This is a genomic window from Sphingobacterium sp. SG20118 (genome assembly GCF_044740685.1).
Taxonomy (GTDB): Bacteria; Bacteroidota; Bacteroidia; order Sphingobacteriales; family Sphingobacteriaceae; genus Sphingobacterium.
Genome location: NZ_CP172826.1, coordinates 3,663,114 through 3,688,646, shown reverse-complemented (window position 1 = coordinate 3,688,646; position 25,533 = coordinate 3,663,114). Strand labels below are relative to the sequence as shown.

Annotated in this window: 17 protein-coding genes and 1 tRNA gene; 9 read left to right on the top strand and 9 right to left on the bottom strand. The window is 39.6% G+C overall.

The genetic code is table 11. From position 1 onward, the window contains the following. Window positions 1–46: 46 nt before the first annotated feature. Window positions 47–394, bottom strand: coding sequence for a 50S ribosomal protein L19 (rplS, locus tag ACFX5U_RS16945; RefSeq protein WP_038700401.1), 348 nt, complete (start codon window positions 392–394; stop codon window positions 47–49). Between the two features lie 341 nt (window positions 395–735). On the opposite strand from rplS, the gene ACFX5U_RS16940 reads away from it, so the two are divergent. From ACFX5U_RS16940 to ACFX5U_RS16900, 9 genes are all read left to right on the top strand, one after another. Further along, window positions 736–809, top strand: a tRNA-Pro gene (locus ACFX5U_RS16940). Between the two features lie 854 nt (window positions 810–1,663). Next, entirely contained in the window at window positions 1,664–4,948 is a 3,285-nt protein-coding gene (locus tag ACFX5U_RS16935) for a SusC/RagA family TonB-linked outer membrane protein (RefSeq protein ID WP_400261537.1), read from the top strand. Between the two features lie 16 nt (window positions 4,949–4,964). Further along, window positions 4,965–6,440 (top strand): RagB/SusD family nutrient uptake outer membrane protein, encoded by a 1,476-nt coding sequence (locus ACFX5U_RS16930; RefSeq protein ID WP_400261536.1) that lies wholly within the window; start codon window positions 4,965–4,967, stop codon window positions 6,438–6,440. A gap of 45 nt (window positions 6,441–6,485) precedes the next feature. Beyond that, window positions 6,486–9,167 carry a c-type cytochrome gene (locus ACFX5U_RS16925; protein ID WP_400261535.1) on the top strand — a complete coding sequence of 894 codons (2,682 nt, stop codon included), beginning with the start codon at window positions 6,486–6,488 and terminating at the stop codon, window positions 9,165–9,167. Between the two features lie 6 nt (window positions 9,168–9,173). Continuing rightward, a complete protein-coding gene (locus tag ACFX5U_RS16920; protein ID WP_400261534.1) occupies window positions 9,174–10,247 on the top strand; it encodes an aldose 1-epimerase family protein in 1,074 nt (357 codons plus the stop codon). A 16-nt stretch (window positions 10,248–10,263) separates the two neighbouring features. Continuing rightward, window positions 10,264–11,475: a hypothetical protein gene (locus ACFX5U_RS16915; RefSeq protein WP_280565802.1), complete on the top strand. Its 1,212-nt coding sequence runs from the start codon at window positions 10,264–10,266 to the stop codon at window positions 11,473–11,475. A gap of 24 nt (window positions 11,476–11,499) precedes the next feature. Continuing rightward, the gene (locus ACFX5U_RS16910) at window positions 11,500–12,537 is read left to right on the top strand and encodes a sugar phosphate isomerase/epimerase (protein WP_038700262.1); all 1,038 of its coding nucleotides are present in this window, start codon (window positions 11,500–11,502) and stop codon (window positions 12,535–12,537) included. Between the two features lie 19 nt (window positions 12,538–12,556). Continuing rightward, window positions 12,557–13,714 (top strand): Gfo/Idh/MocA family protein, encoded by a 1,158-nt coding sequence (locus ACFX5U_RS16905; protein ID WP_038700259.1) that lies wholly within the window; start codon window positions 12,557–12,559, stop codon window positions 13,712–13,714. A gap of 26 nt (window positions 13,715–13,740) precedes the next feature. Beyond that, a complete protein-coding gene (locus ACFX5U_RS16900) occupies window positions 13,741–14,535 on the top strand; it encodes a DUF1080 domain-containing protein (protein ID WP_081918414.1) in 795 nt (264 codons plus the stop codon). 173 nt (window positions 14,536–14,708) lie between these two features. Here the strand turns inward: ACFX5U_RS16900 and ACFX5U_RS16895 are convergent, their stop codons facing one another. From ACFX5U_RS16895 to ACFX5U_RS16860, 8 genes are read right to left on the bottom strand one after another with little or no spacing between them, the layout of a single operon-like run. Beyond that, on the bottom strand, window positions 14,709–15,260 hold the full coding sequence (locus ACFX5U_RS16895) for a hypothetical protein (RefSeq protein ID WP_400261533.1): 552 nt from the start codon (window positions 15,258–15,260) through the stop codon (window positions 14,709–14,711). Further along, a complete protein-coding gene (locus ACFX5U_RS16890) occupies window positions 15,257–16,504 on the bottom strand; it encodes a condensation domain-containing protein (RefSeq protein WP_400261532.1) in 1,248 nt (415 codons plus the stop codon). The genes ACFX5U_RS16895 and ACFX5U_RS16890 overlap by 4 nt, the downstream gene beginning before the upstream one ends. Continuing rightward, window positions 16,498–17,385, bottom strand: coding sequence for a hypothetical protein (locus ACFX5U_RS16885; RefSeq protein ID WP_400261531.1), 888 nt, complete (start codon window positions 17,383–17,385; stop codon window positions 16,498–16,500). The genes ACFX5U_RS16890 and ACFX5U_RS16885 overlap by 7 nt, the downstream gene beginning before the upstream one ends. Next, a complete protein-coding gene (locus tag ACFX5U_RS16880; RefSeq protein ID WP_400261530.1) occupies window positions 17,333–17,773 on the bottom strand; it encodes a condensation domain-containing protein in 441 nt (146 codons plus the stop codon). The genes ACFX5U_RS16885 and ACFX5U_RS16880 overlap by 53 nt, the downstream gene beginning before the upstream one ends. A gap of 3 nt (window positions 17,774–17,776) precedes the next feature. Continuing rightward, window positions 17,777–20,182, bottom strand: a complete 2,406-nt coding sequence (locus tag ACFX5U_RS16875; RefSeq protein WP_400261529.1) for a glycosyltransferase — start codon at window positions 20,180–20,182, stop codon at window positions 17,777–17,779. Beyond that, window positions 20,149–20,958 (bottom strand): alpha/beta fold hydrolase, encoded by an 810-nt coding sequence (locus ACFX5U_RS16870; protein ID WP_400261528.1) that lies wholly within the window; start codon window positions 20,956–20,958, stop codon window positions 20,149–20,151. The genes ACFX5U_RS16875 and ACFX5U_RS16870 overlap by 34 nt, the downstream gene beginning before the upstream one ends. After that, on the bottom strand, window positions 20,949–21,248 hold the full coding sequence (locus tag ACFX5U_RS16865; RefSeq protein ID WP_038700250.1) for an acyl carrier protein: 300 nt from the start codon (window positions 21,246–21,248) through the stop codon (window positions 20,949–20,951). Before ACFX5U_RS16865 ends, ACFX5U_RS16870 begins: the two co-directional genes overlap by 10 nt. After that, window positions 21,236–25,516 carry a beta-ketoacyl synthase N-terminal-like domain-containing protein gene (locus tag ACFX5U_RS16860; RefSeq protein WP_400261527.1) on the bottom strand — a complete coding sequence of 1,427 codons (4,281 nt, stop codon included), beginning with the start codon at window positions 25,514–25,516 and terminating at the stop codon, window positions 21,236–21,238. Before ACFX5U_RS16860 ends, ACFX5U_RS16865 begins: the two co-directional genes overlap by 13 nt. Between the last annotated feature and the right edge of the window lie 17 nt (window positions 25,517–25,533).

Sequence of the window (25,533 nt, the reverse complement as noted above, 5' to 3'; positions counted from 1 at the left end):
ATTTGAACTCAATCCAATGCCTTTTTTTATACTTGCGTAGTCGTAATTAGATTCTTTTAGACTTAATACGAGCAGCTTTACCAGTAAGACCGCGTAAATAAAATAATTTAGCGCGACGTACTTTACCGTAGCTGTTTACTACAATTTTTTCAATGTTTGGCGAATTTACAGGGAAAATACGTTCCACACCAATGCCATTTGAAATTTTGCGTACAGTAAAAGTTGAATTAACACCTTCACTGTTCAATTGGATAACCACACCTTGGTAAATTTGGATACGCTCTTTATTTCCTTCGCGAATTTTATAATGAACGCTTATGGTGTCTCCTGCTTTAAATGCGGGAACTTCATTTATGATTACCGCTTGTTCTTCTACAAATTTTACTAAATCCATGATTTTGAGTAATTAAATACGATTATTAGCCTGTAAAAATCGGAATGCAATATTACAGCTTTTTTTTTACTTTAAGAAATACTTTTTTCAAAAAGCTTTAAGCTGCCTTAGTTTGATGCAAAGATAGAAAAACCCTTTTAATAATTAGACCTTGTGCTCAGATATATTTTAAAAAGTTTTACACATCCCTGTTTTGTTGTTTAAGAGTTGCTGTTGGATGAGTTGATAATATTTTATTTCTCAATAAATCAGGTATTTATTGAATAAAGCTAAAAAATCATTTGGCATATTGAAAAAACGCTGTATATTTGCAACACAGTAAAACAAAAGGGATACCTTTTCGGGGTGTAGCGTAGCCCGGTATCGCGCCTGCTTTGGGAGCAGGAGGTCGTAGGTTCGAATCCTGCCACCCCGACAAAAAAGCTCTAACGAAAGTTAGGGCTTTTTTTTTTGGAATAAAAATGAGAACTATTTATTTTTAAGACTCGGATTTCTGAGTTGGATTAATTTTTTCCCTTGACGTTGTTATATTTAAGCTCTCTGTTCAGCAGATAGCTTTTTTTGTTTTTAGTATCCCCATGACTATTTAAATAAAAAAGCATACAAAGTCACGACTTCAATTTAGCGAAAGATCCATTAGCTATTAGAATGATTAAACTGAAGAAGGTAATTTCCGAGTATATTCTCCAAAAATGCTAATGCGATTCCTTGTATATATAAATTAATAGAACCTAGTCCTAGACTATGATTAGTTTTTTCTAAGTTTTAGCGAACGTAATCAGTATATGGGACATTGTCGTAAAGTCTCGGATTCTAATTTTTACGAATTGTTATTCGCGCTAGCTATTCTCCAACTGTGAGATGAAAAATGAGTGACTTTATATATAAAACATGATTGTACTTTAATTCATTACCATTTTTCAAGTAATTGCTTTTACTTTTTTATTGGCAGTCAGGATAGTGCAGGATGCTTAAGCTATAATGGATTTTTATATTTGAACTAGCTTTAAAAAAGCAAGCCTTAGTCTTTTGATTATAAACAACTTATAGGTGTCTTTTGTTCTGGACCCTAATATCTTTATAGAATATAGAATGGAAAACTTTAATAAAAAAGGAGGTTTAGGTATGGGGGAAGAAATTGTACTAAAACTAGCTTGAATAAAAAACCGATAGTGTTGTAGCACCATCGGTATTCATCTAAGGCCTTATATAAAATTAATAGTAGAGTGTCGAACTCTTAATCTTAAAACCATCAAACCTTGCAAAGTTATGCAATATGATCAATTTAACAAAAAAATAACTAAGAATTTTACAGTCAATAATTTACGCATTGCGCAGACTGAAAAATATCCAAATTTCCTTCGGGGGCGATCTAGTCTTTTGAAGGTATCACTATTGTTTCCAGGTATCTTTTTCATACAGCTGTCTTCTGCTCATATTTCAGTAGCAGGGACTGTGGGTATTAAAGCTGATTTGGTATCAAATCATGGGAGACTATTTGAAAATAATTCGGGGGTAACGAGTGTTAGTATTCAGGAACAGTTTACCGTTAGCGGCATCGTCCGTGATGCGGAAGGACGTCCTATTCCTGGCGTTACGATACGGGTGAAAGGTACCGATACAGCCACTTCTACCGATGAGAATGGTCATTATGAGATAACCCTAAATAAGGGACAAACTTTATCATTCCGAAATATAGGTTATACCAATCAAGAAATCGAGGTTAAAAAGTCAGGAGAACAGCATATGACTTTAATAAACTCATCTCAAGAAATCGATGAAGTGGTCGTGGTGGGCTACGGTAGTCAACAGAAAAAGGATGTTACTGGATCTATTGCTTCAGTTTCCATGAATAACGTACGTGGACAAGCGATTGCCAGTCCTGATCAAGCCTTGACTGGCCAGATTTCTGGCGTTCAGGTCAGTACCTCTAATGGTACGCCCGGAGGTGGACCCAGGATCCGTATCCGGGGTATTGGTGCCATTGGAGCGGGGGCATCACCTTTATATGTCATTGATGGATTTCCAGTTCCTTCTACTTCAAGTGAACGATCTAATCCATTGACTGCGATCAATCCCAGCGATATTGAATCTATGACGGTATTAAAAGATGCTTCGGCAACAGCAATTTACGGATCGAGGGGGTCTAATGGTGTTATCTTAATCAACACAAAAAAAGGTGCTGTTGGAAAACTGCAAATCAGTGTTGCGGCAAGTACTGGTTTGCAACAAGTGCCACAAAAAGGAAGACCCAGTATGATGAATGCATCGGAGTTCGCTCAGTTTCGCAAAGAGTCTATTGAAGATAAAATTCGATTTGAAGAAGGCCGGGAGCCTACACTCAATGATATTCCCGAGGAATATCGGAATCCTGCAGCTTTGGGGGCTGGTGTCGACTGGTATGATGCGGTCACCCGAATCGCACCGATGTCGGATTTCAATGTGAGCCTTAGTGGTGGTAATGAACAGGTACGTTCTTTTATCTCTGCAGGCTATTTGAATCAGTCCGGAGTCATGCTCAATACAGGTTTTGAAAGGTTCTCTGTTCGGGCCAATGTCGATGGCAATATTGCTAATAAGTTAAAATTGGGAATGAACATCGCACCAACTATTTCTTACCTTAAAGGTGGTGTTAGTGGACAAGGGAGGGATGAGTTTTTTGAAATTGCGACGCCAGTTTCCAGCATCTATAACGCAGACGGTACGTACAATCCCTATATCGTTTCACCAGGGGCTTTTGGTAACCCCAATCCGGTTATGTTTTTGAATCAGCGTGTAGATAAGAGTAATAAACTGAAAATGTTGATGAGCACCTATGCTGAATACAGCATACTTGCCAATCTCAAGTTTAAGACGACTTTTAACGTCGATTATCAAGATGAAAGTGGAGAATACTTCCGTCCATCTACGATACCAAACCAAAATGCACCTGGCCTGTCTATTCCGAGTGGTAACTACACCCGTGGTCAATATATCAACTGGGCTAATGAAAATACCTTGACTTATGATTATAGATCGGAAAATGGTCATAGCATTAATGCCTTGGCAGGTTATTCCGTGCAGTCTCAAAAAGATAAATCTGCAGGATTTAACGGTTCACAGTTCCCGGATGATGATATCCAGACCTTAAATGGAGCCGCCCGCATTACAGGTGGTACCGGTATTGAAGACTGGGCATTGATCTCTTATTTGGCAAGGGTAAATTATACTTATAAAGAGCGGTATATCTTGACGGCATCTTTTCGTTCGGATGGTTCATCTAGATTTGGTAGGGATAATCAATGGGGGTCTTTCCCGTCCGTTGCATTGGGTTGGCGAGCATCCGAAGAAAATTTCTTGAAAGATGTGACTTGGGTGGATGAGTTAAAATTAAGAGCCTCTTATGGACGAAGTGGTAACTTTAATATCTCTAACTATGCACCATTAAGCAGTATCGGGACAGGCAATTATGTATTTGGTGGAAGTTTAGCACCAGGTCGTATTATGAACAGTTTAGGAAACAGTTATTTAGGGTGGGAAAAGATGAAAGAACTAAACATCGGTTTGGATTTTGCAACTTTAAATAACCGCTTGACATTTACTGCGAACTATTATAAGCGTAATACGCTAGATTTATTGCTTAATACGCCGATTCCGCAGTCTTCTGGATTTGCATCTGTAACGGAAAATCGTGGTGATGTGGAGAATACCGGATTTGAATTTTCGTTAAGTTCGGCTAACATCGTGCATGATAATTTTAAATGGAACACCGATTTTAATATTTCATTCAATAGAAACAAAGTAATTGCATTAGGAAGAAGCACTGATCCTATTTATTCAGGAGCGAGCTCTGAAGGTAACTTTACCAACGTCACTCGTATCGGTCAACCTGTAGGGATGATCATCGGTTATGTGGTTGAAGGAATTTATCAAAATCAAGCAGATTTAGATAAATACGCAGCCTTTCCGGGAGCTATCCCAGGTAACTTGCGTATGCGGGATGTCAATGGCGATGGCGAGATAACACCGAATGATGATTTTGACGTAATCGGTAATCCTTATCCCGATTTTACTTGGGGCATGACCAATACACTTTCTTATAAAAACTTAGACCTGCGGTTTATGATGGTAGGTGCTATGGGACAAGAGATGTTGCATGCTACTCGTTTTTATACGGATAATATTGATGGGGTATTCAATGTACGGAAAGAGGTGGCAGACCGCTGGCGCTCTGAAGATAATCCAGGTAGTGGGTTAGTTCCAACTACAAATGGTACCGGTAGAGGTCGTGTTATGTATCGCGATACGCACTCGCTATTTGTTGAAAAAACAGATTATGTATGGGTCCGTAACATCACTTTAGGGTATACATTTTCTAAAAGTATCAAAGGGGTAATCAAGGATATCAGGGTCTATGGAAATATTCAGAATCCTTTCTTGATCACAGGATATGATGGTAACCCAGAAGGGACCAATATCAATAGAGGTGATATTAGTCCATTAGTACAGGGCCTTGACTATTCGGCCTATCCGGTTCCAAGAATCTATACTCTCGGATTGAATTTCAATTTTTAAGTCTACAGTTATGAACATGAAATATATTTTATTGGCTTTTGGATTACTGAGTCTATCCTCATGTAATCACCTACTAGATGTTAAACCTTACAGCTTTTCTAGCGGTGATAATTACTATGAAAATGAAGGACAGGTCCTTCGTGCTGTAAATGGCGTATATGGTCGCTTGCAGGGTTTGTATACGAGTGATTTCTGGGCGATGACCGAAATGGTTTCGGATAATACCAACTATCAGTATGATGAGACGGATAGAGGAGCACAGCAACGGGAAGAGATCGACGAATTCTTGATAACTTCTTCGAATACTTATATTAATACAATCTGGGCAACATTATATAGCGTGGTGCAAGAGTCTAATGTGATCTTAAGTCGCATTGATAAAGTCCCTTTTACCGATGAGGGGTTGAAAAAGCGATATATTGGTGAGGTGAAATTTATACAGGCATTGACATATTTCCATTTGGTACGCTTGTTTGGGGAAATCCCATTACATACTACGGAAGTGGCAAATCCTACTGATGCTTTTAAAGATGGAAAAGCATCGGTGGATGAGGTGTACGCGGTAATCGTGCAGCATGCTAAAGATGCGGTAGCGAGTCTCCCGGATAGTTATGATAAGAATAATGCAGGACGAATTACGAAGGGTGCTGCATTGACATTATTGGGAGATGTGTATTTGACAAGAAAGCAATATGCTGAAGCAGCTTCAACTTTTCAGGAGGTTACCAAATTGGGCTATGCTTTATTGCCTGATTATGCAAACTGTTTCAATCCGAATAATAAAAATAATGAAGAGTCCATATTTGAAGTGCAGTATGATCAATCCGTGGAGGGGGAAAACAGTAATTTCATCTATATGTTTGGACCACGAAATGGGAAGCTGAAATTAGTGGGATATTCTGGTAATCTGGGGGGATCCAATATTCCGACACCTAGTATCTACAATTTGTATGAGACTGGTGATGTTCGAAAAGATAAATCAATTGCCTTGTTTGACGACCCTTCAAATACACAATATCAAGAGGCTGTCGCATTTGGTGGGAAAATACCTTTTATCAAAAAGTTTTACCATGCACCGTATATTGAAGATGGACGATCCAATGAAAATTGGCCAATATATCGCTATGGTCATGTACTGTTGCTATTGGCAGAGGCACAAAACGAAGCGGGTGTAGGTGATCCTTATACCAATCTGAACTTGGTGCGCAAACGTGCTGGTCTAAAACCGCTAATGGGGTTGACTAAAGAAGGATTGCGGGATGCAATTGCAAAAGAACAACGTATTGAGGTTGCTTTTGAGGATCACAGATGGTATCAGTTATTGCGTACAGGAAAAGCTGAAGAAGTCCTAAACGCTCACGGAGTGGAGGAGAAAAAGAGGTTATCCCGTTTAAGTTCAGCTTCATACAGTGTGCAACCTTTTAAGTTATTGTTTCCTATTCCACAACGTGAAGTGCTGACCAATGGAATTCCACAAAATACGGGATATTAATCAATGATGAATAAACAAAACAGTATATCAGCTTAAAGAATAACAATGAGAAAAATTAATAACATACAGCTAATGTTGTTTGCCATTTTTCTGCTCATTTTAGCAGGAGCATGTAGTGAACAGATTAAAGATGAGGGTGTCAAAGATGAGAATCCAAAGACCAAGAAAATTGTTTTACCTGAGGGTTTTGCTGTAGATCATATCTATAGCCCATCGGATAATAAACAAGGATCATGGGTAGCGATGACCTTTGATGATAAAGGTAGAATGATTACCTCCGATCAATATGGTGCATTGTTCCGCATAGAATTGCCGCCAATTGGTTCGGATAGTACTATTAAACCAAAGATTGAAAAATTGGATTTTCCAACAGATAATCCTGCAGATACCAGTTCAACGAAAGTAGGGATTGGTTTTGCTCAAGGGTTGTTGTGGGCGCACAATAGTCTGTATGTTGTGGTGAACCATAATCCTAATGAACAGTTTTCGAAAGGTAGTGGTTTATACCGTTTACAGGACACAAATCAGGATGATAAACTGGATAAGATAACACAATTATTAGCCTTAAATGGTGAGGGTGAACATGGACCACATAGTGTTGTGCTTGGACCAGATTCGGCTATATATTTAATTGCAGGTAATCACACGGATCTGCCGAAGATGGATGCATACCGTTTGCCATCAAATTGGCATCACGATAATCTATTCCCTCATATTGTAGATCCACAGGGTCATGCGACCGATCGGAAAGAACCTGGGGGATGGATAGCTAAGACCGATGCAGAGGGTAAACACTGGGAGATGATTAGTGGTGGATATAGAAATCCTTTTGATATTACTTTTAATGATGATGGTGAAATGTTTACCTACGATTCGGATATGGAATGGGATTTTGGGATGCCTTGGTACCGTCCAACGAGAATTTGCCATGTCATCAGCGGAGGTGAATTTGGTTGGCGGACTGGTAACGGTAAGTGGGATCCGAGTTATCCGGATAATCTTCCAGGTATTTTGAATATAGGACAGGGTTCTCCAACGAATCTTTTGTATGCTAGCAAAGCGAAATTTCCAGATAAGTATAGAAATAGTCTCTTGGCGTTTGACTGGAGTTTCGGTATTATCTATTCTGTTCAGTTAAATCCAAAAGGAGCAAGTTACTCTGCAAAAGCGGAAGAATTTGTCTCAGGATCTCCACTTGCATTGACAGATGGCGAGATTGGCCCCGATGGCGCATTATACTTCTTGACTGGAGGTAGAAAATTGGAGTCGGATTTATATCGGGTTTATTACACAGGACATGCTGATATCAAAGAAAATAAAACAAAGAAGGAACTTCCTAAAGATATTGCTTTACGTAGAGAAATCGAGCAATACCACAAGCTTTCGGCGCCAGGTACGGTTGAAAAAGTATGGAAATACCTTGGTAATCAAGATCGCTTCATCCGTTACGCGGCACGTATAGCAGTGGAACATCAACCAGTGGAAACATGGAAACACCTTGTATTTGAGGAGAGAAATGTAGTCCGCTTGACTGAAGCGATGTTAGCTTTAGCAAGAAATGGAGATAAGTCGCTTCAAGCTGAAATGTTCAATAAGTTGGCAACTATTGATATTTCGAAGCTTCCGCAACAGATGTTATTAAATTTGTTACGTGTCTATGAGGTTAGTATCGCAAGAATGGGTAATCCAGTTGATGCACAACGTGTCCTTCTTTCGCAACGATTAGGGGATTTATATCCTTCGAAAATAAACCTTGTCAATCGTGAACTCGGAAAAGTATTGGTCGCTATTGGCGATGAGGGTGTCGTGCGTAAGACTGTGCCGCTGTTATACTCGGCAAAGGATGATTCGACCAACACCAATTTTATGAGTTCTTCTAACTTAATTTTACGTAATCCACAATATGGCTTGGATATAGCCGACATGTTGGCCAATATTCCTCCTGCGCAACAGATTTTTTTAGCAACGATGTTGAGTACAGCTCATACAGGCTGGACTCCAGAGTTACATGATGAATATTTCAAATGGTTCTATAAAGGGTTTGGTTATAAAGGTGGAAATAGCTACATCGGCTTTATCGATAAAGCGCGGAAAATTGCTCTGGGCAATGTAAGTAAAGATCAACTGGCTCATTATAATAAGATTTCGGGAGATTCCTTGGTTAGCCAATCGGGTAATAGACTGGCAGAAAAAGTAGAAAGTGCCAAAGGACCGGGTAGAGACTGGAAGATTGATACAGCCCTCAAATATATTAATGACAACACTGGTATACGAAATTTCAAACGAGGAAGTGAACTTTTTATCGCCTTGCGCTGTGCTTCTTGCCATACCATTAAAGGTGAAGGTGGATCTGTTGGCCCTGACTTGACCCAGCTGGGTACTCGTTTCTCGACCAAAGATATGTTGGAAGCAATGATTGAGCCTAGCAAGGTGATTTCCGATCAATATGAGTCTAAGGTCTTCCATTTGAAAGATGGGACCAAGCAAATGGGACGACTGATGGGTGAAAATGAGAAGAATTATATCATATCGCAAAACCCATATGCACCTCATCTAACGAAGGAAATCGCTAAAAAAGAGGTGCAGGATATCAAAGTTTCGGAAGTATCCATCATGCCACCAGGAACATTGAATGTCCTAAATCCAGAGGAATTAAGTGATATAATGGCCTATTTGATGGCAGGGGGAAACGAGAACAGTGACGTTTACAAAAAGAAAAACAAATAAATTAAAGTGGATTTTTCAAAGAAAGATTGGTTGGATAAAGTGTCTCATGTGGCACAGGTCGGAGGTATCGAAACTTCGATACTGGATAATGGACGCGGACGTGGTACTCGTATTGCCTGGGTCAATACAGGTACAGGATTACGTTTTAAAGTCGTTATCGATAGGGCTATGGACATTTCGGATGCTTATTTCAACCAATTTAACTTGAGTTGGATCAGTAAGTTGGGGGTAACTGGACCACAACCTTTTTCAGATAGAGGTACTGATTGGTTACGCACTTTTGGAGGAGGATTGTTGGTCACTTGTGGACTTACTCACGTGGGTGGTCCTGAAACGGATGCGTTTGGAAGCCGAGGTCTCCATGATCAGATTAGTAATATCCCCGCTGAAATTATCCATATAAAACAACCCGACCTGTTAAATGGAGATCGTGAAATGTCCATTACTGGGAAGATGCTGCAGGGACATGCGCTGGGTCATAATATTGAACTGATTCGTACAATTCGTTGTTATTTAGGAGATCCTACCTTATATATCGAGGATGAGGTACAAAATGTTGGAAACAGCGATGCCCCACATATGTTACTCTACCATTTTAATTTTGGTTGGCCTTTAGTGGATGCCGGTACTCAAATACTGTGGAATGGAAAATGGCAACCGCGGGAATCTGGTGAGTCTAATAAGATATTTAAAGAGGGCAATGATTTTAAGATTTGTCCAGAACCGCGTGAAGATCATCGAGGATCTGGAGAAGAAGCAGCATTTATATCACCAATAAGTGACGATGAGGGAAACTGTCAATGCGGTCTGTTTAATGAGAAATTGAATTTTGCGGTTATGCTAACTTTTAAGAAAGAACAACTTCCCTGGTTGACCAATTGGCAGCACTGGGGACAAGGTGAATATGTTACTGGTTTGGAACCTGGTACACATCCACCACTGGGACAAAAGCAGATGCGAGAATGCAAAGAGCTCGTCTTTCTTAAACCAAAGGAGAAAAAAGTATATCAGCTCGCTTTAACTATATTGGATAAACAGGAAGCAATTCAGGCATTTAAAAATAACATGCAAAATATATAAAAATAAATACGTTGGAATGGAAAACATAGAAAAAGCTTTTGAACAAGGAAAAGGAATCTTCAGGTTGGCGCCCAATTGGGTACCGAGGTCATTTTGTGTGCCTGGAAGAAGGATAAAACTTCACCCGGATGATTATTATATATTAGGTGGTGAGCGCGGGGGAATTGATGAGCGATGGTTTTCTTCTACAACTCCTGCTAAAAACGGACCGTTGACGGGAGAATTTGAAGGACTTAGTTTCGTGGTCTATGAGGAAGATGGCGAAACGAAGCAACTGTTACTATCGGATTGTGTTGCGCATCTGAAAGGGAGATTAATTGGTGATCGGCTTTGGTCTGAATACCAAAGTTGGCCTATGTATTCCAAATTCTTTGATAACATGGGGCCTCTGCCACATCATATCCATCATAATGATGAGAAAGCCGCTTTGATTGAACAAAAGGGGAAGCCGGAAGCTTACTATTTTCCACCACAGCTCAATAATCATGGAGGAGATTTTCCTTATACCTTCATGGGAATTGCTCCCGGTACGTCTAAAGCACAGATAAAAGAATGCTTGGAAAACTTCAGTAAAGGAGACAATAAAATAACCAATTATTCCCAAGCCTATCGTTTAGAACCAGGGACGGGATGGGATGTTCCTCCAGGGTTATTGCATGCGCCAGGAAGTATGTGTACTTATGAACCGCAAAAAGCTTCCGATGTATTTGCTATGTATCAATCATTGGTTAATGAGGCCATCATTCCAGAGGAATTGTTATGGAAGGGTGTTCCCGAAAATAAACAAGGCGATTACGATGCATTAATGGATATCATCGATTGGGAACTTAATGTGGATCCCAACATGATGCAGAATCGATTTATGAATCCGAAACCAGTTATACCAGAAGCGGAAATGGAAATCGAGGGTTACAGTGAGAAATGGGTCTGTTACAAATCCACAGCTTTTAGTGCAAAAGAATTGACAGTTTTTCCTGGAGAGACTGTTACGATTAAGGATAATGCTGCATATGGATTGATTATGATGCAAGGGCATGGAAAGTTGAATGATTGGGCGTTGGAAACACCGGCACTAATACGTTACGGACAGTTGACTTATGATGAGTTTTTTGTTTCGGAAATGGCAGCAATGCAGGGCGTTGTAATTAGAAATGATTCGAAAACAGATCCGATTGTCATGTTGAAGCATTTTGGACCAGATAACCCGGATTTGGTAGTGGAGGATTAATTACTGGATATAAAAATAGAACATATGAGCAAGAACAATTTTCCGAAATTGCACAATGCGACCTGGCCGGGTATTGTGGGGAAGGGGGATCATGAACCTATCATCTCTTTAGATGAGCTACTGCAAAAAACAGCGAATGCAAATGTCAACGGTATTAAATTTGATGGTATTGACCTTGGTTTATTCACTCCGCACGTAAAACTGGACTCTTCAGATGATAATGTAAGTCTTGTTGTGGATAAAGTTGGGGGCTATGGTCTAGAAATAGGTACTCTGGTTGCGCCGATATGGCCACCTGATGGTGGTTCGGCGATGGGTACTCAAGTAGATAGAGACCGCTTTGTTGCAGTTGTACAAAAGGCAAGTGAGTTTGGTTACAAATTGAGAAAACAAGGTATTCGAACCAATAATGTCATTCGTATAGATTCTGCTACTAGTGTAGCAGAATGGGCTAAGAGTCCGGTTGAAAACACAAAGATAATTGCTGAAACATTTAGACGTGCTTGTGATGTAGCTGCTGAGTATGGAGAGCGGCTTGCGGCGGAAGGAGAAATCTGCTGGGGTGGAATGCAAAGTTGGAAAATTATGTTGGAAACTTTAGAGATGGTGGATAGGGACAATATGGGATTTCAAGCTGATATGTCTCATACTTTTTTATACCTATTGGGATACAATGAGCCTCAGGATCGGATTCTTAAAACGGATTTCCAATGGGAAGATCGAGCCGAGCTGGAACGAGGTCTTCAATTCTTGACAGACAAGCTTCGTCCTTGGACGATTGATTTTCATGTTGCACAGAATGATGGAACAGTATTTGGTTCTGGTACGCATGATAAAACTGGAAGACATTGCTTGCCGACTGACCCGAATGGTAAACTGGATATTGTGAAGGATGCAGGATACTGGCTTCGTGATGCAAACGGTAATCCGACCAAGGCTTTTGACCATATCTGTTGGGACGGATGTATGTTTCCCAATGAAGTTATGCATAAGCAAGAAACCTGGAATTCAATTCTAGAAACACTGATTAAAGTGCGGGATGCACACGGCTGGTCAGTATAAAATTTAGATGTTATTTGTTATGAAGAAAAAAGAATTAAGAATAGGATTGATTGGCTGTGGATTTATGGGAAGAACCCACTCTAATGGTTATCAACGTGTCAGTAATTTTTTTCCTGATCTGGAATATTTACCTATACTAAAGGCTGTCTGTTCCCGTAGTGAGGATAAGGTCAAAGCTTTTGCGGAACAATGGGGGTACGAATCTTTTGAAACGGATTGGAGAAAATTGATCAATCGTGATGATATCGATGCTATTGATATTTGTACACCTAACAATATGCATATGGAAATAGCTACGGCAGCAGCAGCAGCAGGAAAAATGGTTTTATGCGAAAAACCCTTGTCCAGAACTCTGGAAGAGGGAGGGAAGATGGTTGATGCGGTAGAAAAAAACAATGTTAAGAATATGGTATGGTACAATTATCGTAGATTACCAGCTGTCACCCTCGCTAAACAGATCATAAATAGTGGAAAACTGGGGAAAGTTTTCCACTATCGGACCAATTTTCTACAGGACTGGACCATAAATGAAAACCTACCGCAAGGTGGTCGAGCTTTCTGGCGTATGGATGCTGAAGCTGCAGGATCTGGCGTGACAGGAGATCTTCTTGCGCATTGTATTGACTTGGCTATGTGGCTGAATGGTGGTATTAAAGATGTTTCTGCCATGACTGAGATTTTTGTGAAGCAACGATTGCATGAGGATACAGGTAAAATGGAAGATGTCAAAATTGATGATGCTTGTATTTTTCACTGTCATTTTGATAATGGTTCTTTAGGGTTATTTGAGTCTACCCGCTATGCTAGAGGGCATAAAGCACTTTTTACATTTGAAATCAATGGTGAAAGAGGCTCTCTACGTTGGGATCTTCATGACCTCAATAAATTGGAATATTTCAACAATGAGGATGAATCAATAGTGAAAGGTTGGCGATCCATCCATGTTACTGATGGCGATCAACCCTACATGGACAAATGGTGGGTACCAGGATTATCGATTGGTTATGAACATTCTTTTGTTCATCAGGTAGCTGATTTTCTAAAGAGTATAGAAACTGGTGAAGAATGTCACCCAACTTTCCAAGATGCCTATGAAACACAAAAGGTCTGTGAGGCTGTTTTACTATCAGCTAAGAATAAATGTTGGGCGGATACAGACGTAGATTGGAACAATTAATTTGAAATTAGATTTAGCTCATTAAGATGAACAAAATGATAAAATATGGTTGTTTGACAGTTGCAGCCTCTTTTTTGCTGGTGTCCTGTAATGCTGGGAATACTAAAGAAAGCCAAAGTCAAATTGCTGCTGCGGATAGTGCAATGAATGGTGAAGGCTTTATTGCCATGCTTGATCCTAATACATTGACGGGATGGGAAGGTGATAGCAGCTATTGGCATATGGATAGTGGTGTATTGGTTGGCGAAATTAAGGAAGGTGCAGAACCTTTAAAGAGTAATACTTTTTTGATCTGGAAAGGTGGAGAACCGGGTGATTTTGTGTTGAAATCTCAATTCCGGATTTCCGAAAATGGCAATAGTGGCATTAATTACCGAAGTGAACGTTTTACGGAATTGCCTTATGCATTGAAAGGGTACCAGGCTGATATTGATGGTAAGCATCAGTATACTGGTCAAAATTATGAGGAACGAAACAGAACGACTTTGGCCTATCGTGGACAACAAACTGAAATTCCTAATCCAACAGCGAGCATGCCTGGTGAGTCGAAAGGTAATGCTTGGAGTAGTTTGATTGTCTTGGATACTTTAGCGACGGCAGCGGAATTAGCTGATGTGGTAAAAGCAGGCGATTGGAATGAAATTGAGATTGTTGCAAAAGATAATAAGCTATCGCATTATATCAATGGGAAGTTAATTTCGGAGGTATTGGATAATGATCAAGTGAATCGCAAGGAAAAAGGATTAATCGGAGTACAAGTTCACGTTGGTCCTCCAATGAAGATTGAATACAAAGATATGCAAATCAAGATGCTGAAGTAAATTAATAAAAAGCCAGCGTTATTTGGATGATAGTCGGGAAGATTGTATAACGATACGTTAGATTTAATAAAAAGCTCAGCATTAGTTGAGCTTTTTATTTTAAAACAGATTTGCTTTAAGTTGTTTTAACAATATGACATGTGATTGCTTCGCAAATTTAATGTAAATGTATTTTATTCATTTTCATTCACCGTGACAATTGATACCGGTTTATAAAAATGTTTTTTCAATTTCCGAATGGGCAGATAGGTAAATAATACAGAAAGTATACCAGCGAGAAAACCATCAAGAATAGCCATGGGAGCTGGATCTAACTTGTAATATTCGGATAAACTGAGTTGTGCAAGTACTAAGAAGCTTAAAATCAAGAGGCCAGTTGACAGCGCATGCATAATAGCCAGTTTAGCCATGAATCTGTTTTTATTGAGCTCGTCGACTATACGATATTCAATCGCCCCTTGATCGGCAGCCTCTGAAACTCTTTTAATGATGTCCACTGTTAGGATTAAGGGTAGAAATATCGCCATGGGAAGCGTGAGTCGAGCTAAACTTTGAGAACCCGCGAAGAAATGTGTATAACCCACTTCCTGAAAACTAGCGTACGCAACGAGGGTATTGAACACTATATTTGGAACAACATAATACATCATACGCTTTCTTAAAAAGAGTCTGAGTGTCGTTTTTGCTATTTTTTTTGGACGAGGGGAGGGGAATTTAAATTTCATATGGACGAGGTTAATAATTGAGTCGCCTTATCTTTAATTGCAATAGCTTGATCTTTAGTCAGAAAATCGGTATTAGACATAAATATGAAATCCATTTGGTTTTTGAAGGTGCTTACAACCAGCGTATTGGGGTTAAGCCAAGGGAAAGCAACCGTTGGACTGTATAGTGTTTCAAGTTCAAAGTTTTTAAAGTCATTTGGTATATTGAGTTTACCCATGTTCGATAAGGTAATATCATGACCTCCCGGACTTGATCGAAGTATGGCTATCATTTTCTGTACGATAGGATGCATTTGTTCTCCTAGCCAAAGAAGCTCTCTTACGTTCATTTTGTTTATCTTATGTACGAGGTCTTGTTTGATTCGTTTTGCATTTTCTAACAGACTTCCTGATTTTAGCGTGAGTTCGACTGTCGGTGCAAAAGCAAATATATAGTCTTCTTTTATTTCCGGAATAAAGTGTCGGATATCCACAGGACTTATCACTTTGCCCTTGGCAGCCTTTCCTTGTATCTGTTGAAAAGCCTGCATAAAAACAGCGCAAATAAAAGCATGCACAGAGATAGCATTAGTTTTACACTTTTCTGTGATGTGCTTTGTTGTTTGTGGATCTAATTTCCAATGCAGGGCATAATTGTCTCCTGAAGCCCTTTTTTTCGAGCATCGTTTTATTAGAAAAAATAATCGCGCTAACCCCAAATAGAACTCCGCTTTGAATTTCTTGTTTTTTTTACTGTATTCCACTGGAAGAAACTCTTGGATAGATTCGTAGGGTTCATAAGTCGCTAGGGCTAAGGATGGTTCATCCAATAAACAAAGAAATTCTCTCATTAAGTTGGCGATTGTTGTGCCATCACAGATACAGTGAGGCATGACCCAAAGAATCTCGGATACTCCATCACCTTTAATCCAGATAAGTTGTGCTAATGGTTTGTTTTTTTCTACAAATAAACGAGACCATTCTTTTTCCGATTCAGTAAACCAATCCTTATCCGTTTTTCGTTGAATGATACGGAGAGGGATAGAATCAATATTTTTTTGCTCAACAAAGAGCGGCTGCTTTTCGTTGCTATTGTCTATTGTTGCTCTAAGTAATGCATGCTTTTGTTGAATTTTAGCTAAGGCATTTTGAAAATTTTCTTCAGATAGTGCTCCTTTGATTTTCGCTGTGAATACAGCATTTAAAGGTGTGGTAGAATCCACATACATGATCCTTTCTACCATCAATAATTTTCGTCTTAGCATGATATCTTCAAAGAGTCTAGTTGTAGTTTTATTGTTCGGTTTATTTCATCGCGAATAGCCAATGCTTCAAAATGAGGTAGATAACCCTCACTTCCAACAAAAGAAAAGTCCATTTCGTTTCTAAAGGTAGATGTAACGAGTGTAGTCGTGTTCCCTAAAGGACCAATGACAGTAGGACTGAAAATAGTATCCAATGTAAAGGATTCATATTGATGTGGAATTTGAATGCGACCTAAATTGGAAAACATACAATCATTGGATGATTTTCCATTTTTCAATAACTTGGTAAAATTACCTAAGGCATCATGGGCTGATTCCATAACCATCATGGTGATGTATGGATTGAGCTTGGCTGTTTTACGATCCACGCTTGCTTGCATCAAAGGGAGATTTTCTTCGAAACTCATTTTTTTATTTGAGGATAATACAATCATTAGTCCAAATGCAAAGAGATGATCATCTTTTATCTGTGGAGCAAATCGTCTAATATCTACAGGACAGGAGACTTTGTTGAAGGCCGCATTACCTCTTATTTTTAAAAATGCTTGAAGTAAGATTGCGCATAAGAATGTGTTGACCGTAAAACCATTTGATTTGCAATGGGTGATGATTTGTTGGCTTAAATCCTGATCAAATTTCCAGTGAATCAGATAATCTTCCTTACGTTCGATAGCTCTTTTGCCTGTCGGTATAAATTTAATAGCAGTAGCGGCTAGACGGCCGATAAACTTGGCTTTGAATTGTTGTTTACGACTAGCTAGTAAGTTTTGGGGCACCACGTCTTGAATGCCGAGTATGGGTTTTTCTACGCCAATATCCACCGTTGGGTTATCCAGTACTGCAAGAAATTCGCGCAATAACGACATCGCAGAAACCGCCATCACATATACAGTGATGAAAAACCAATAACATATCGGAAACTTCTTCCCCTTTTATCCAGATGAATCGTATCATTGGCAGCTTACTACCATCAAATGAGGTATTCCATTCTTTTTTTGATTCTTGCAGCCAATCTTCTTCAGTTTTTCTAGTCATCACACGTATAGGTATTGAAATGCCCTTTTCGGGCACTTCAAACCAAGGTGTTTGTTTCTGATCAAGACTAATGAGTGCTTTTAACCAAGGATGTTTCTCTTGAATTTTAAATAAAGCATGTTGTATATCTGCCTCTTTAAAGGAACCCTTTAGTCTAAATGGAATAACAGCATTGAACGGTTCTGCTCCATCGCCCAAAAGCATACGCTCTCCAAATAACAATTTTCTCTTCATACTTTATACAGTAGCTAATGTTGCTTGTTCTTTTTCTGCAAAATTTTCTAACAATTCTACCGCCTTGTCATTTCCGCCTGCAGCGGTAAAGGTGTCTAGCACTTCTTTGGCAGCATTCCTGTATTTAGGATTTTCCAATAATTCAAAAACGGTTTCACGTAACGCTTCCACACGTAATCGTTTGTATCGGATACTGATACCACAACCTGCTTGTTCAATTAATTTTGCAATATGAAAATGATCATAAGCAATTGGAGTAATTAACATTGGCAATCCATTGCGGAAGGTATCATTAACGGTATTGAAACCACCATGACAGATGACCATATCCATATGAGGCATTAATGCTGATTGGGGGACAAAGCTACTTACGATGAAATTGGAAGGCCATTCTTCAAAAATTTCGGGCGGAGTAGCTGCTACAATCGTGACAGGCTGATCAGCAAAGGCTGCAATGATTTTTTCAAAGAAGGCTTTTCGGATATCGACCAAGAGTGTACCTAACGATACAAATATTTTTGGTGTGGTAGACGCATTTAACTTTTCCCAATCAAATGGAGCATCGTTTGGACGTCCTTTTACTGGACCGACAAATTTCATGTGTGATGGAACGGTATCAAAACCGGCAAAAGCTTGTGATGTAAACACCATATTTAATTTATGAGAATGAATGAAAATTCCATCTTCATAAATCCCTATTTCTTTTTGGAGACCTTTAATCAGGTTTTGCTGCCATTCGAATATTTTTGGAGCGCTTTTCTCGGTGTCTCCCATGACGTCTGGAGGGACTGGAGTTGTCGTTACGCACGGAATATTGTGTTTATGAGCAAAGAGTGCTCCCCCAAATGCAATACAATCATTGACAATCACATCGGGCTTCCAGTTTTCTATCAAACGCGCTAATCCTGGCATCATCATCTTGGCAAATGGTACATAGGTTTCCTCCAATGCCAGTTTCATCACCTCAGGACCAGAACAAGCAGGTCCGTCATCCTGTCTTTTTAGAATACGTTTGATTTCATCCTGATACGGAATAAGATCTTCTTCAGGATAAAAGTAGCTTCCACCTTCTGGAATATGTTTGTTGTCCAAAGGGGTAATACCAAACCATTTTACCTCATGCCCACGAGCAATAAGACTTGCTCCCACACTTAATGTTGGGCTTATATGTCCAAAAAATGGTGGAACTACAAATAGGAATTTTGATTTTACCATGGAATGAGTTGAAATGGAGTGAAGTGTTCTTTCTAAAATATCGGCGGCAGTAGAAGTGCCTCCTGCATTAATGAATGATTGGCTAACGAGTTGGGCAGCTTCACGATAACTTGGATTATCCAAAATCGTATTTACAGCTTCTTTTAAATGATGTGATTTGAATCTATTGAAATTTAGTCGTTCTCCAGCACCTGTACGTACCACGCGTCCGGCTACATGAGATTGGTCATAAGCAATAGGGATAACAACGAGGGGTAATCCGTGAAGTAATGTTTCAGATACGGTATTGTGTCCGCCATGACAAACGACCCCCGTCAAATGAGCCAGTAATTCCAATTGAGGAACTTGTTCATAGACCATAAAATTTTCTGGCCAATAATCAAAAAGCTGCGGGTCTGATACAACGATAACAGTAATTTGCTCTCCTTGGAATGCATCGATTACTTTTTGAAAAAAGGCTTTTTTATGTTCATGGTCGAATGTTGTACCAATACTGACCAAGATTTTTCTCTTGGTGTCTTGATGAAATCTGTCCCAATCAAATGAACACGAAGTACGGCGTTCGGTTAAGACAGGGCCAGTAAATTGATAATTTGGTGGTAAGTCCATTTCGCCAAAGAAATGCTTGGAAGTCAATACTAATGTGAGTAAATCCGAGCAAGCGAGCGAATGATGTCCCATGATGCCTAATTCCTGTTGCAAGGATACGATTTGATTGATTTCCCATTCGTGAACCTTTGGTAGCTCATTCATGATTTTAATCGCCGCAGGAGCCGTAACAGAGGTGCAATAAGGTATTCCAAGCATCTTTGCCGCTATCGGACCCGCAAATAACTGCTGGTCTGTAATCATCAAATCGGGCTGGAAGGTCTTTAATAAAGCAATGATACCCTTATAGCAATGTCTATTTAATGGGATAAGAACCTCTTCGTATAAGAATTTGATACTATCAATACCATAAACAACCTTTTGAGAGATGATATCTAAGTATTGCTCGCTTTCTTGTTTTTCTTTGTCGGTTTGATCGTATTGAATAAGCAGGAGCTGTCCACCTTCTGGTAGCTTGTAAATCAGATTTTTATCGAGGCTGATCCATGCAACTTCATGGCCTCTTTTCAATAATTCGGCGCCGATGCTTAAAGTTGGATTGACATGGCCTGTCAAAGGTGGAACAACGAATACATATTTAGCCATAGTTTTTGATAAAGATTTTGGTAAAAAAATGAACGATGGTTTCTGCTATACGAGTCGGTTTCTTGTATAGGAATGTTATGATCGCCTGGTATCAATTCAAGTGTTGACTCATCAATCTGTTCTTTCAGCCATTCGCCAGTAGGTCTACAATTGGAATCTGCTCCGTACAATAACAAGGTAGGTATAGGCAATTGGGCCGTACTGATGTTTTCTAGAAAATGCTTCTCCGTGACCATATCTGTTTTGATGCTGGTCTGTTGAAATAAGAATTCATATTGACGGTGATTTTTTTCCATTTGTCTTTTACCCATTTTTACCTTTGTTGTGTCGGTGAAATTGGCTACATAATGTTCCAGAAACTCCTTACTATACTCCTCGATGATATCACGCGCTTTTTCATCTTGTGGATCAGGCGCCTCCATGATGACCAGTTTTTGTATACGATCAGGCTCTAGTAGGGCTGTTTTCAGGGCAATTAGTCCACCAAAGCTATAACCAACTAGAAAAACTTGCTCGAGCTGAAGATAGTCCATCAGGTCTAATAAGTCGGTAGACATATTATTCAGATCATATCCAGTCAAAATACGTTCACTCATACCATGACTTTTCAAGTCATACATCACCACGTGAAAGTGTTGCGCCAAAATGGGCGCGATATTAAAATAATAAACAGAAAGATTGCTAAACATACCATGGATCAATACCACGGTTTGTTTAGCTCCTTTGTTTAGTTCTTGTATATGAACTTTTTTATTGTTTACGTCAATTATTGGCATTCGTAGATATAGTTGATAATCATGCGGAGGTCAAGGTTGATTAATTGATCCAAATCCATGGAAGATAACCAGCCCGTAAAATCAATTTGCTCTCCAAAATGTGTTTTGATTTTCTCTGAAAAAGAGACAATCTCGATACTGTCCATTTCCAAATCTTTCGTAAAAGAACTTTCTGGCGTAATATCCATTTCTTCTACAAATTCTTCTCCTATCACTTCCGTAATAAAACCTTTTAAAAGGGTGAATAACTCTTCGTGGTTCATTTTTAATGTTGAATTTACAGTGTCCATCCGATAATATAATTATTGTGTTTTATAGTTTTAATTTCAATATTGTTGATCCATAGGTGATCGTTCTGAATAACCGTCACCTCGTATGCTTTAGGGTTTCCTTGGAGTCCTTTTCCAATATATTTCCCATAAGCTTCTTTAGCTACCCAAAAGCGGGTGGTCCATTCAGCTTGATCCCTGTCTTTTAATAACGCGCGTTCAGCATCAGTAAATACCAATGGGTAAAAGCCCGAGCTACGCTCTTCGATAATTTCCATATCAATGCCAACTGGTCTATCATATCGTGCGATAGCTACTGCGTCTTTTCCTTTGTGGGCTAATGAAACATGTATTTGATCTGTAGCATCGCCAATTAGATATGGTTTACCAGCCTCATCAGCACTTATTTCAAAAGTAATCGGGTAGTGTGCATACCCTTTTTGTTCGAGTAAAAGATGACGTACAGCATCTTTTACCGCAACACGACTGACCATCCAGGTTTTTCGTTTATTAGGCATCAACTGTTGGTAGTATTGTTTTTCTTTTTGATTGAAATAACGCTTGAGCACAAAATCCCAGGAAGCAACGCGAGAATAAGCCTGATGAAAGAAAAATACTTCTGGTGTAATTTGTTCAGAAAGGCGGTTATGTGAAGGAGACATGGAAACGTTCCATAAAGCGTCGTCTATTTCCAGTCTTCGGTTTTGCCATCCGCTGATGGCGCACCATACTTTTCCATCTCTTTTCAGTACAATTTTTCCGATAGCAAATTCTGCGTTCAACTCTGTTAGCATACAGGTACATTCAAATATACCCTCCTGATCAAGCATCTCTTCAAAGAACTCAATTTCCTTGATTTTAACAGGAAAAGCGATCCTATCTTGCGTTAGCGTAAGTTGTAGCCACAGACCAAATAATTGGCCTGCATTATCCAATAATGACCCTTTACCACCATTACCTTTGATCATTCCTATAATGCCTTTAGTTCCCACAGCTACGATTTCTGTAATACCTTGGTAGGCATGACCATGAAACATGTGATTCTCATAGATCTCTTCTGGCGTTCTATGGATTGGTAACAGATCTCCAATAGACAGGTTGAATACAGGAGTTTGAATTGGAGATGTTTTTAAAAATACTTCAGCATTCGCAAAATTCTCAATATCTAGATAAGCATGGTGCAGTGCACGCCATTCACCTTTTATGGTTTTCTCAAATGTTTTCGCCACATTCATCCATTGGAATACATTCACATGCATAATTTTATGCACTTGTGTTCCCTGTATTTCAGCTTGTGCAGTTTCTGCCAATAGTTCAAAGATCATAGTCATCGGAATAACGGGTTCCATATCCGCTACAGGAGTCCATCCCGCAGGTTGTCTAAGCAAACTATGATCGATTAAATAAGGGTCACTTGCCAAACTGACTTGTAAAAGTTTATCGAAACTTGTACTTGTGGGTCTATTAAGGACGGATGTATTTGCAGGTAAGCTTACAATATTAGTCTGTGCTGGAACCGGAAAAGTTATCTGATTCGATAGCCTGTTTTCAGAACGCTGTTGGAACAGCGCCAGTACTTCTTCTTGCATACTGATCATATCCGTTATATTATCTTGAAAAGCTTGTACAAGTGGGTTATTCGCTTTGTTTGATGTAGTACCTACTTTTTTCGAAGTCTCAAAAGACTTGGCTAAAACCTTCATCTCATTAAAGTCTCGAATAATAGGTAAACCTAATTGCAACTTAATACTATTTGTTGACGACTTTATTGGATTAGTATTTACATCTAGAAAGTCTAATGCCACTTCTTTTCCTTCCACAAAAAGTGCGCTGATTACACGCTGCAATTGGGTTAGTGCAGATCGGGTAGGTCCACTTGAAGTTATTGTACTGAAAGCTTTCCCCTTTAAGGTATCATCGATAAAACCAATTAATCCTCCGGCACCGACCTGGATGAAGAATCTTGCGCCTTCTTCATAAAGTTTTTCAGTCAGTTCTCTAAAACGAACCGGTTGAACGAGATGTTCTGCACTTAATTGCCTGATGGCATCTTGCTCTTTGGGGTAGGGGGCTAAAGTTGTTGCAGACCATAATGGGATTTTTGTTTGTTGAAAACGAACCTGATCCATCCCCGCTAAAATCACATCGAGTTTGTCCGCTACAAAGGGTGTATGAAATCCCGATTGAAACGGTAATATTTGATGAAATATTTGTTTCGACTTTAATACTGGGACTAATTCATCTAGTGCCGCATTGCTGCCGCAAAGTATGACTTGGTGTGGGCAGTTATCGTTCGAGATATAAAGATTGGGTATTTGCGCTATGATTGGCGTTATTTGTTCAATACCCGTACCTATGGCAATAAATTTAGAATCCTTTAACTCAAACGTTGATGGATGGAGTACATTGATTAATGCTGTTACAGAGCTGGCTTCTGCCAATTCGGATGAGTAGCCAGCGAGCCATTCACCTAAACTATGTCCGGCATTCATATCGGGGAAAACACCCAGTTTTTTCAAGGCACTATCTAGTATGCTACATTTGTTGAAAATGGCTAAAGCATCTGTCAATAAACCTTCTCCCTCTGTTTCGATAGGTTCTGTTAATCCAAAATAGCGACTTACACTTTCTACCTCACCTTTGGCTAAACCATCTAAGCCTGGAAACACAAAGGCAATTTTGCCACCATCTTTCAGTAAAGGGGCAGCGGTATACCAAATATCCTGTTTGTTACGCCAAGGATTGCCTTTGGAGACAATCTTTATCGCTTTTTGTATTCTTTCTGGTGTAGGGTCAAAAATAGCAAGCCGATGGTCGCCATGGCCTACTGTGCTCTCGTTGTTTCCTAATGCAGCTAGAAGTTCCTCTTGGCTAGTTCTAGCGAGTAGTAAAACTGTATCTTTTTTAGGCATATCATAGCCTTCGAGTACGACGTGTGTATTGATCCCTCCAAATCCAAATGCATTGACAGCAGCAATTTTTGGTAAGCCTGACTGGGACCAGCTTTTAGCATCCTGTACGGGTGCAAATCTGGTAAATTGCATGTCTGCTGTCGGATTTTCGCAGTATAGTGTTGGGGGTAAAATATCATGATGAAGCGCTAAACAGGTCTTTATCAATCCCGCTATGCCAGCTGCCGGCATGGCGTGACCGATGTTTGATTTAACAGATCCGATTCCAGCGATAGGAAGCGAATCGTCTTTACCAAAAAATTGTGCTAGAGTCTGGAGCTCAGTCTTGTCTCCAAGTGGGGTTCCAGTACCATGGGCTTCTAAGTATCCTATTTGTTGTTTATCTAAACTCGAATTGGACCAAGCCTGCTGTAAGGCTTTTAATTGACCTTTGACTGAGGGACTCATCACGCTAGTACCGCTACCATCACTACTTACTCCTACACCTTTAATGACTGCATAGATTTTATCTTGATCACGTATCGCATCTTCCATTCGTTTTAAGACTACAAAGCCACAACCTTCTCCAATCAATAATCCATCTGCATCATGACTGAATGGTTTGATTTGTTCTTGACGTGATAAAGCACCTAATTGTGTGAAGATACTCCAAAAGGCAGCATTTTGACCAGTATGTACGCCACCTGCGACTACCATATTACAACGTCCGCGATGGAGTTCTTGTACCGCATGGTCGACTGCAATTAAGGCGCTCGCACATGCTGCATCAACAGTAAAAGCAACTCCTCCTAAATTAAATCGATTGGCAACTAAAGAAGCAACTAGATTGGGGATTAACCCCATTGCTGTATCGGCACTAAATCGCCCTTTTCTTTCCTGAAAGGCATGTTTAACTTTCTCTAAATCTGCAGCAGATACTTGCGGTAACAGTTCTTGTAATAAAGAAGAAATCTGCTCACCAGTACGTACGATTTCGATAGCGCGTGTCGCACCCGGGCCCGCATAGTTTCCTTTGCCAATAATGATACCTGTTTTCTCAAGAGAGGTTTGCTTGCGGAATACACCAGCATCTTCCAACGCTTTTTGTACTAGATCGAGCGTAAGTAGATGATCAGGTTCTGTCCCTTCAACTGCCAATGGTAATATACCGAAGGCAGTTGGGTCAAAAGTATAGTCAGGTATAAAACCTCCACGCTTACAATAAAAACGATCAATCGCATTGCTGTTTTTGTCAAAGTGAACGGGATCGATCCGGTCTTCTGGAGCTTCTTGCGTAGCATCTACTTTATTGACAATATTTTGCCAAAAAGTATGTGCATCTTTTGCTCCAGGGAAGACACAAGATAGTCCAACTATCGCAACATCTGTATTTTTCATAACTATTCTGTACCGAT

Excerpts from the sequence above, each read along its gene's own strand:
- ACFX5U_RS16870 (WP_400261528.1), bottom strand. The coding sequence starts at position 20,958 with ATGCCAATAATTGACGTAAACAATAAAAAAGTTCATATACAAGAACTA.
- ACFX5U_RS16865 (WP_038700250.1), bottom strand. The coding sequence starts at position 21,248 with ATGGACACTGTAAATTCAACATTAAAAATGAACCACGAAGAGTTATTC.
- ACFX5U_RS16895 (WP_400261533.1), bottom strand. The coding sequence starts at position 15,260 with ATGAAATTTAAATTCCCCTCCCCTCGTCCAAAAAAAATAGCAAAAACG.
- ACFX5U_RS16925 (WP_400261535.1), top strand. The coding sequence starts at position 6,486 with ATGAGAAAAATTAATAACATACAGCTAATGTTGTTTGCCATTTTTCTG.
- ACFX5U_RS16905 (WP_038700259.1), top strand. The coding sequence starts at position 12,557 with ATGAAGAAAAAAGAATTAAGAATAGGATTGATTGGCTGTGGATTTATG.
- ACFX5U_RS16900 (WP_081918414.1), top strand. The coding sequence starts at position 13,741 with ATGAACAAAATGATAAAATATGGTTGTTTGACAGTTGCAGCCTCTTTT.
- ACFX5U_RS16875 (WP_400261529.1), bottom strand. The coding sequence starts at position 20,182 with ATGGCTAAATATGTATTCGTTGTTCCACCTTTGACAGGCCATGTCAAT.
- ACFX5U_RS16860 (WP_400261527.1), bottom strand. The coding sequence starts at position 25,516 with ATGAAAAATACAGATGTTGCGATAGTTGGACTATCTTGTGTCTTCCCT.
- ACFX5U_RS16880 (WP_400261530.1), bottom strand. The coding sequence starts at position 17,773 with ATGAAGAGAAAATTGTTATTTGGAGAGCGTATGCTTTTGGGCGATGGA.
- ACFX5U_RS16910 (WP_038700262.1), top strand. The coding sequence starts at position 11,500 with ATGAGCAAGAACAATTTTCCGAAATTGCACAATGCGACCTGGCCGGGT.
- ACFX5U_RS16890 (WP_400261532.1), bottom strand. The coding sequence starts at position 16,504 with ATGCTAAGACGAAAATTATTGATGGTAGAAAGGATCATGTATGTGGAT.
- rplS (WP_038700401.1), bottom strand. The coding sequence starts at position 394 with ATGGATTTAGTAAAATTTGTAGAAGAACAAGCGGTAATCATAAATGAA.
- ACFX5U_RS16915 (WP_280565802.1), top strand. The coding sequence starts at position 10,264 with ATGGAAAACATAGAAAAAGCTTTTGAACAAGGAAAAGGAATCTTCAGG.
- ACFX5U_RS16885 (WP_400261531.1), bottom strand. The coding sequence starts at position 17,385 with ATGGCGGTTTCTGCGATGTCGTTATTGCGCGAATTTCTTGCAGTACTG.
- ACFX5U_RS16935 (WP_400261537.1), top strand. The coding sequence starts at position 1,664 with ATGCAATATGATCAATTTAACAAAAAAATAACTAAGAATTTTACAGTC.
- ACFX5U_RS16930 (WP_400261536.1), top strand. The coding sequence starts at position 4,965 with ATGAAATATATTTTATTGGCTTTTGGATTACTGAGTCTATCCTCATGT.